Below are 6790 nucleotides of genomic sequence, written 5' to 3'. Positions count from 1 at the left end.
ATAAACATATGGATAGACAGCGTGGTGGTTCTAGAAACAAGGGAACAGGAGAAAAGAAAATCGAACTGGATGCGCGAAGAATTGAAGGTAAAATTCATTTTGTGGAAAAAGAATTAGATAAGATTCATACACAAAGAAATGTACAGCGTAATCAGCGTAAAAAAAGTATGGTTAAAAGTGTGGCTCTAACGGGTTATACCAATGCAGGCAAATCGAGTATTATGAATGGGTTTGTGAATGAAGATAAGTCGGTATTTGAAAAGGATATGTTGTTTGCGACTTTGACAACTTCAACACGTCAAATTGAAACAGAGAACCATAATGTATTTACTTTAAGTGATACAGTTGGCTTTATTAGTGATTTACCACACAGTTTAGTACAAGCCTTTCATTCTACACTTGAAGAAGCTGTGGTTTCGGATTTGATTTTAAAAGTCGTGGATATTTCAAATGAACATAAGGATAGCAAACTTCAGGTTTGTGAAGAAACATTAAAAGAGATTGGTTGTGAAAAAGTTCCCTACTTGTATGTCTTTAACAAGTGTGATCAGACAAATATTGAATATCCAAAACGTGTAGAGGATCGTATTTATATTTGTGCTAAGGAAAAGTCGAGCATTGCGTTTTTAAAGCAGGAAATTGAAAAGGAATTATTTCATATGGAAACTTTACATGTCGTGATTCCTTATGAAAAGGTAAGTGTACTTGATTATATTCATACCAATGGTAAGGTGCATAAGCAGGAATATAAAGAGGATGGTGTTGAGGTTGATTTTAGTATTCAACAAGATTTGATTCATCGAGTAGACAGGTTATTACGAATATAAGAAAAGAGGAAGAATCCTATAATAGGTGTTCTTCCTCCATTGTTTTTTCTAGAGCTTTTGCCGCCAATAAACAAGTGTTCATACATTTGATGTTTGGATCTGTACTATGATGTACAGGTTTGATGTGTGCACAATCTAAATTGCCTAATAGTTCTTTAAAGTTACGTGTATGTTTTTGAATCAATGGTCTTAATTCTGGTAACATTTCATGTGCTTTTGTCTTACATACCATTTTTGATAGAGCAGCAATCGATCCGACTAATGCACCGCATGTACTTCCAATAAACATGCCGCCACCAAATCCAGCCATTATTTTCATGTCTTCTTCTGAAATATCTAATTGATACGTTTCATTGCAGGCATGAAGTAGTGTTTCTGAACAGTTATATCCGCTTTGGTAATATTTTTTAACGTTTTCCTCAAGTATAGTCATAAATAGCCTCCTACAAGCTATTTTAACTTTTCTTCCATCCAAAATCCATTAGAATTTCATTTACATCTTCTTCAAATGTCGCAAAATGTATTCCAAGACTTTCTAGTTTTTCACTATCTAAACGATAATCTCTGAATCGATCTTGGTAGCGTTCGTTGTTTGGTAAAATGATTTCTTCAATCAGTTCATCACTTGCACCTAAGGCTTTAGCCACATATTTTGCGGATTCATATGTGGTCATAGTGTTCTTTGATGCCACATGATAAATGCCTGGTTCAAGTTTTGTGATTTTATCAAATTGTGTTGCCAAATGCTTCGCATATGTCATACCACGTTTTTCATTCACAGTAAATAATGTTGGAGTATGGCTGATTAGCGCATTCATGACATTTTTAATGATGCTTGGACTTGCCTTGATGCCTGGATAGCTTAGGCCCATCATCCATGTAAAGCGTAAGATGATCGCATCATCCAATTGTTTTTGAATCAATTCTTCACATTCGATTTTATTTTGTCCATATACAGTCACAGCACTTAATGGTTCGTCTTCTTTAAAAGGACCACGATTTTCTTTTCCATTGAAGGCTTGTTCAGTGGAACAGAAAATCAATTTAGCGCCTTTTTCTTTACAACAATCAATGATCGCTTGTGTACTTTCTACATTGATTTTATGAACTAAATCTGGATGTTCATTACAGAATGCAGTTGTCGCATTGGCAGCAGTGTGAAAACAAATGTCAAAATCTTGAGACGCTACAAATCTTTTTACGTCTTCAGGATTTGTAAGGTCTGCATCCTTTCTTGTCATGCAGATCCAGTTAAAGTTATCTTTTTGATACGCTCTTACTAAGCTAGCGATATAGCCATTGGCTCCGGTAACTAAAATGGTTTTCATAAATTAGTCCTTTCTAGGATTTGACACTAATAGGTGTGCTCCTTGTTTGATTGTGATTTTTTTGGATGCGAATGGTACAAATAGACTATCGTATTGTGGTAATACAATTTCTTCATTGTTCCATACGATTGTACAGTCTGCATCAATATTGGATAGAATCATGTAATGTTCATCACATGTTAAGGTAATATCAGAATCAGCATAAACTTCATCTACAGTAAAATTAGGACAATCTCCAATTCGGTGTGTTTTATGTTTTTGTGGAACAAAAGTAGGTTTTAAATTGAAGTTTGTGACATCAAAAGATTCTTTGACATGTAAAGGACGTGTTTTTCCATCTTTTCCTTTACGGTTGTAGTCATAGAAACGATAGGTTGTGTTCGAGTTTGTACCAACTTCTAAAGCTAAGATGTCTTTTCCTAAGGCATGAAGCATACCACTAGGAATGATGATGTAGTCTCCTTTATGCACTTCGACTTTATTTAGATATTTTTCAACATCGTTGTTCATTAAGGCATTTTTAATTTCATCTGCATCATTGATTGTTGTTCCGGCAACTAGAGTCGCGCCTGGTTTGGCATCTAGAATATACCAACTTTCATATTTTCCATAGTCATTTGAATGTTCTAGGGCATAATCATCTTCGGGATGAACTTGAATGCTTAATGCATCCTTTGTGTCTAGATAAGCCAATCGTAATGTTTCATGAAGCGTAAAGCCTTTACCTAATACTTCATCCGGATTTTCTTGAATCATTTCCATTAATGTTTTATTAGTTCCAATAATTTTGTTTGAACAATAAGGGTGGGCACTGACTTCCCACCAAGTTCCATAGTCTTCATCGATGCCTCTAGCTTTAGAAATGTGGTTGGTTCCCCATATTGTGTAATCATGAATGGGTTCTAATAAAAATGGTTTCATGTTATTTTGCCTCGGCTTCAAATTCTTCTAAGATTTTTAGGGATGAGCTTGTTCCAATTCTTTGTGCACCTGCATCAATCATGGCTTTACATGTTTTCCAATCGCGAATGCCTCCAGCCGCTTTAACTTTCACTTGTCCTTCGACAGTTTCAACCATTAATTGAACATCTTCTAAAGTGGCTCCCCCAGTTCCAAAGCCTGTGCTTGTTTTGATGAAGTCTGGTTTTACTTCTTTGGCAATTAAAGCAATTTGTTTGATTTCATCTTTTTCTAAGTAGCAATTTTCAAAGATAACTTTTGAAATGACGTTATGTTCTCTACAAATAGAAACAATACTTTCCATTTCTTCTTTAATGTAGTCCCAGTGGTGCATTTTTGCTTGTCCAATATCAATGACATAATCGATTTCGTCAGCTCCATCTTCAATTGCAATTTTTGTTTCAGCAATTTTAGATGCTAGACCAGCTTGTCCTAAAGGAAAGCTAATGGCAGCTCCTACATGTACGTTTGTTCCTTTTAATTGTTCTTTACAGAATTTAGTCCAAGTTGTATTGATTGCAACCATAGCGGCACCGATTTCTTTGGCTTCGTTACATAATTTAGTAAGATCTGCTTCAGTTGCATAAGCTTTTAAAAATGTGTGGTCAAAATAATTTGCGAGTTGTGTTTTGTTCATAATTGTTTACCTCTCTTTTACGGTTTCATTCTAGAACGAAAAATAATAGAAGTCAAGCAAATGTTATAACATTTAAAAAGAAATTGTTATATCATTTCAAATGTACTGCATTATGATATACTTATCTTAGAAATGGAGAATGATATGACAGTATTAGATACAAGTATACCTTATGAAAAAGTATTGATGGTCATGGCGCGTAAGACCATTCGTAAAGAAATCGAATTAAATCAAGAATTTCATTATGTTGAATTTGATGAATCATTAAAAGAAGCTTGGTGTAAATTACAGACAGAGGTTTGTTTATTTGAAAATCTAGAAGAGGCAAGGAAGAAATGGGATAGTATGCTTACAAGAGATAAGGATTTCTTTTCGAAGCATTTCTTGTTTGTCGCAAATGAAAATAATGAACTCGTTGGCAGTGCAGGACTTTGGCTTGGAAATGATTTTGAAGAAAGTAGACTTCGCATTCATTATGTAGCGGTAAGTTTATCGGCTCAACATAAAAAGATTGCGCAGGCCATGCTTACAAAACTTTGTATGATGTACGATACAATTCCAGGTAAGTATCCATTGTATTTGGCAACCCAATCGCAAAGTTATGGAGCTATCAAGTTATATTCAAGACTTGGTTTTACACCGTATTTAGGGGCTTATAAGGGTTGTACAGAACAAAAGAGTAAGAATGCGTGGCAAAATGTCACAGAAATTTTGAGGAGTAAATCATGAAAAGATTAATTAGCGCAAATGCATCCGAAATTTTAAGGATGAATGCGCAAGAATTGAAACAGAGTATTAAGGCAAGTGAGGGGCGTGTCATCTTGTCTGAAAATGTAGCGCCTAGAGAAAGCTTTATTGGGGATATCACAAATGCAGAGATTGCCAGAGCTTTTGGGGCGGATATGATTTTGTTGAATTGTTTAGATGTATTAAATCCATACATTTTTGGCTTAGAACATAATAAAGATAACTTTGTAGATGAACTACATCGTTTAGTAGGACGCCCAATTGGGGTGAACTTAGAACCGGTTGATTTAGAAGCTGAAATGTTAGAGGATCGTTTGGATATTGCGAAGGGTCGTCAATTAAATTTGGAAACAGTCAAAAGATTAGATGAAGTTGGTTTTGATTTTGTATGTCTTACTGGAAATCCAGGTACGGGCGTAACAAATGAACAGATTGAAAAGGCAATCTCATTCACAAAAGAAAATTTCTCCGGATTGATCATTGCAGGAAAAATGCATGGTGCTGGATCGGATGAGCCAGTGGCAGATCTTGAAATCGCAAAACGCTTTGTGAAGGCAGGGGCAGATGTTATCCTAGTTCCTGCTGTTGGAACCGTTCCAGGATTTGATATGGATGATTTAAAGGCAGTATGTAAAGAAGTGCATTCTTGTGGTGGTTTAGTTCTTTCTGCGATTGGAACGAGTCAAGAAGGATCTGATACAGATACAATTAAGGATATTGCGATTATGAATAAGATTTGTGGTGTTGATATTCAGCATATTGGAGATGCAGGATATGGTGGAGTGGCACCTGTTGAAAATATTATGGCAATTAGTAAAGCTGTAAGAGGAGTACGTCATACCGTATCTATGATGGCTCGTTCAATTAATCGTTAATATGGAACAAAAAGTAATTCTGTTAGCTTGTGCTGCAGGCATGAGTACAAGTCTTTTAGTAACGAAAATGCAGGAAGTATCAAAAAAAGATAAAATTTTTGCGATTCCTGTATCGAAAGTAGATCAAAAAGTAAATGAAGAGTCTATTGATGTCATTTTAATTGGTCCTCAGATCCGCTACATGGAAAAAAGAATCAAAGAAAAAATGGCAGTAAAACACATTCCTGTTGGTGTCATACCAATGGAAGATTATGGTCGTATGGATGGGACTAAAGTATTAAAGTATGCATATTCATTGATGAACAAGGGCTGAGGAATCAGTCCTTGTTGTATAATTTGAATTTGTAGGAGATCAATCATTATGATTAGAGAATTACAAAAAGCAGATATAAATAAAGTTACAGATATATGGTTGGATACAAATGTGACAGCACATTCTTTTATTTCTTCGCAATATTGGCAAAATAATTTTGAATTAGTGAAGGAATTGCTTTTGCAGGCAACTGTTTATGTTTATGAGCAGAATCAAGAAATACAGGGGTTTATAGGGCTAAATGATGAATATATTGAGGGTATTTTTGTTTCAAATGAAATGCAGTCGCATGGCATAGGAAAAGCTCTTTTAAATTATGCAAAGAATAAACGGAATAAATTATTTTTGAATGTATATCAAAAGAATCTACGGGCAATATCCTTTTATCAAAGAGAAGGATTTGAGATTCAGCATAGCGGCTTTGATGAAGCTACCAAAGAAAAAGAATATGTAATGGAATGGCAACAGAAATAGAATTAGGGATTTATGGAGAAAATTGTTATGTGCAAAAATATTCAGATTAAAGAGGAGAGAATTTCTACAATTGAATATATTGAATTTTTAAAGCGTACGGATCTAGGATCACAGTATCCGAAGGAACGATTCGAAGAAAGAATAGCAAAGCTGGTTGATCATGTATCAATCAGTCTTGTTGCAAGAAACAAGGATAATCAAATTGTCGGCGTCTTATTTGGATTGACCGACTATGCCTATTGGCTTTATATAACAGATTTAGGTGTAGACAGAGACTATTTACATCAAGGAATTGGTACGGAATTGATTAAGACAGCACATTCTTTAGCAGGTGGTAAAAATGATATTGCGGTATATTTGGTTGCGAATGAAAATGCCATTGCATTTTACGAAAAATTAGGAATGAAAAAAGCAAATGATGTGATGGAATATAATCGCATAGAATGGACACATTTCACTGTAAAGTAATCAACGTAATGCAATAGATAAATCAGAATTTGTGGAGGAACAAACATGACAAAGAATACTGTGATTTTTATTTTTTTAAACATGATATACCTACTTATTTGGTATGCAACAAACAAAATAAGAAGCACTAAAGTAGGTAAAGAACTAGACAATGGGTTTGA

Annotated in this window: 10 protein-coding genes; 6 read left to right on the top strand and 4 right to left on the bottom strand. The window is 34.8% G+C overall.

Going from position 1 to position 6790, the window contains the following annotated elements:
- Positions 1-827 (top strand): GTPase HflX (gene hflX, locus ACZQCL_RS02915; protein WP_482481804.1); only part of this gene is annotated, 827 nt, incomplete at its 5' end.
- Between the two features lie 16 nt (positions 828-843).
- On the opposite strand, the gene ACZQCL_RS02910 is transcribed toward hflX, so the two are convergent.
- The 4 genes from ACZQCL_RS02910 to deoC are packed head-to-tail and all read right to left on the bottom strand — an operon-like array spanning position 844 to position 3752.
- Positions 844-1260: a C-GCAxxG-C-C family (seleno)protein gene (locus tag ACZQCL_RS02910; protein ID WP_227993956.1), complete on the bottom strand. Its 417-nt coding sequence runs from the start codon at positions 1258-1260 to the stop codon at positions 844-846.
- Between the two features lie 22 nt (positions 1261-1282).
- Positions 1283-2155, bottom strand: coding sequence for an SDR family oxidoreductase (locus tag ACZQCL_RS02905; RefSeq protein WP_227993958.1), 873 nt, complete (start codon positions 2153-2155; stop codon positions 1283-1285).
- Positions 2156-2158: 3 nt separating this feature from the next.
- On the bottom strand, positions 2159-3076 hold the full coding sequence (locus tag ACZQCL_RS02900) for a type I phosphomannose isomerase catalytic subunit (RefSeq protein ID WP_337619165.1): 918 nt from the start codon (positions 3074-3076) through the stop codon (positions 2159-2161).
- 1 nt (position 3077) lies between these two features.
- Positions 3078-3752 (bottom strand): deoxyribose-phosphate aldolase, encoded by a 675-nt coding sequence (gene deoC / locus ACZQCL_RS02895; RefSeq protein ID WP_227993961.1) that lies wholly within the window; start codon positions 3750-3752, stop codon positions 3078-3080.
- Positions 3753-3896: 144 nt separating this feature from the next.
- Here deoC and ACZQCL_RS02890 point away from each other — a divergent pair, with 144 nt between their 5' ends.
- The 5 genes from ACZQCL_RS02890 to ACZQCL_RS02870 are packed head-to-tail and all read left to right on the top strand — an operon-like array spanning position 3897 to position 6629.
- The gene (locus tag ACZQCL_RS02890; protein ID WP_482481803.1) at positions 3897-4481 is read left to right on the top strand and encodes a GNAT family N-acetyltransferase; all 585 of its coding nucleotides are present in this window, start codon (positions 3897-3899) and stop codon (positions 4479-4481) included.
- The gene (locus ACZQCL_RS02885; protein WP_288522518.1) at positions 4478-5374 is read left to right on the top strand and encodes a DUF7916 family protein; all 897 of its coding nucleotides are present in this window, start codon (positions 4478-4480) and stop codon (positions 5372-5374) included. The genes ACZQCL_RS02890 and ACZQCL_RS02885 overlap by 4 nt, the downstream gene beginning before the upstream one ends.
- Before the next feature lies 1 nt (position 5375).
- Entirely contained in the window at positions 5376-5687 is a 312-nt protein-coding gene (locus ACZQCL_RS02880) for a PTS sugar transporter subunit IIB (RefSeq protein WP_117925817.1), read from the top strand.
- A 48-nt stretch (positions 5688-5735) separates the two neighbouring features.
- Complete coding sequence (locus tag ACZQCL_RS02875; protein ID WP_288522520.1) at positions 5736-6161, top strand: N-acetyltransferase; 426 nt, start codon at positions 5736-5738, stop codon at positions 6159-6161.
- A 27-nt stretch (positions 6162-6188) separates the two neighbouring features.
- Positions 6189-6629: a GNAT family N-acetyltransferase gene (locus ACZQCL_RS02870; protein WP_418272787.1), complete on the top strand. Its 441-nt coding sequence runs from the start codon at positions 6189-6191 to the stop codon at positions 6627-6629.
- The last annotated feature ends 161 nt before the right edge of the window (positions 6630-6790 follow it).

The sequence above is a fragment of the Holdemanella sp. genome (assembly GCF_056804935.1).
The sequence above is the reverse complement of the archived record's forward strand: the minus strand, read 5'-3'. Positions and strand labels throughout refer to the sequence as shown.

Bases quoted from the DNA above. Each gene is read 5' to 3' on its own strand.
- ACZQCL_RS02910 (WP_227993956.1), bottom strand. From the start codon at position 1,260: ATGACTATACTTGAGGAAAACGTTAAAAAATATTACCAAAGCGGATAT.
- ACZQCL_RS02905 (WP_227993958.1), bottom strand. From the start codon at position 2,155: ATGAAAACCATTTTAGTTACCGGAGCCAATGGCTATATCGCTAGCTTA.
- ACZQCL_RS02900 (WP_337619165.1), bottom strand. From the start codon at position 3,076: ATGAAACCATTTTTATTAGAACCCATTCATGATTACACAATATGGGGA.
- deoC (WP_227993961.1), bottom strand. From the start codon at position 3,752: ATGAACAAAACACAACTCGCAAATTATTTTGACCACACATTTTTAAAA.
- ACZQCL_RS02890 (WP_482481803.1), top strand. From the start codon at position 3,897: ATGACAGTATTAGATACAAGTATACCTTATGAAAAAGTATTGATGGTC.
- ACZQCL_RS02885 (WP_288522518.1), top strand. From the start codon at position 4,478: ATGAAAAGATTAATTAGCGCAAATGCATCCGAAATTTTAAGGATGAAT.
- ACZQCL_RS02880 (WP_117925817.1), top strand. From the start codon at position 5,376: ATGGAACAAAAAGTAATTCTGTTAGCTTGTGCTGCAGGCATGAGTACA.
- ACZQCL_RS02875 (WP_288522520.1), top strand. From the start codon at position 5,736: ATGATTAGAGAATTACAAAAAGCAGATATAAATAAAGTTACAGATATA.
- ACZQCL_RS02870 (WP_418272787.1), top strand. From the start codon at position 6,189: ATGTGCAAAAATATTCAGATTAAAGAGGAGAGAATTTCTACAATTGAA.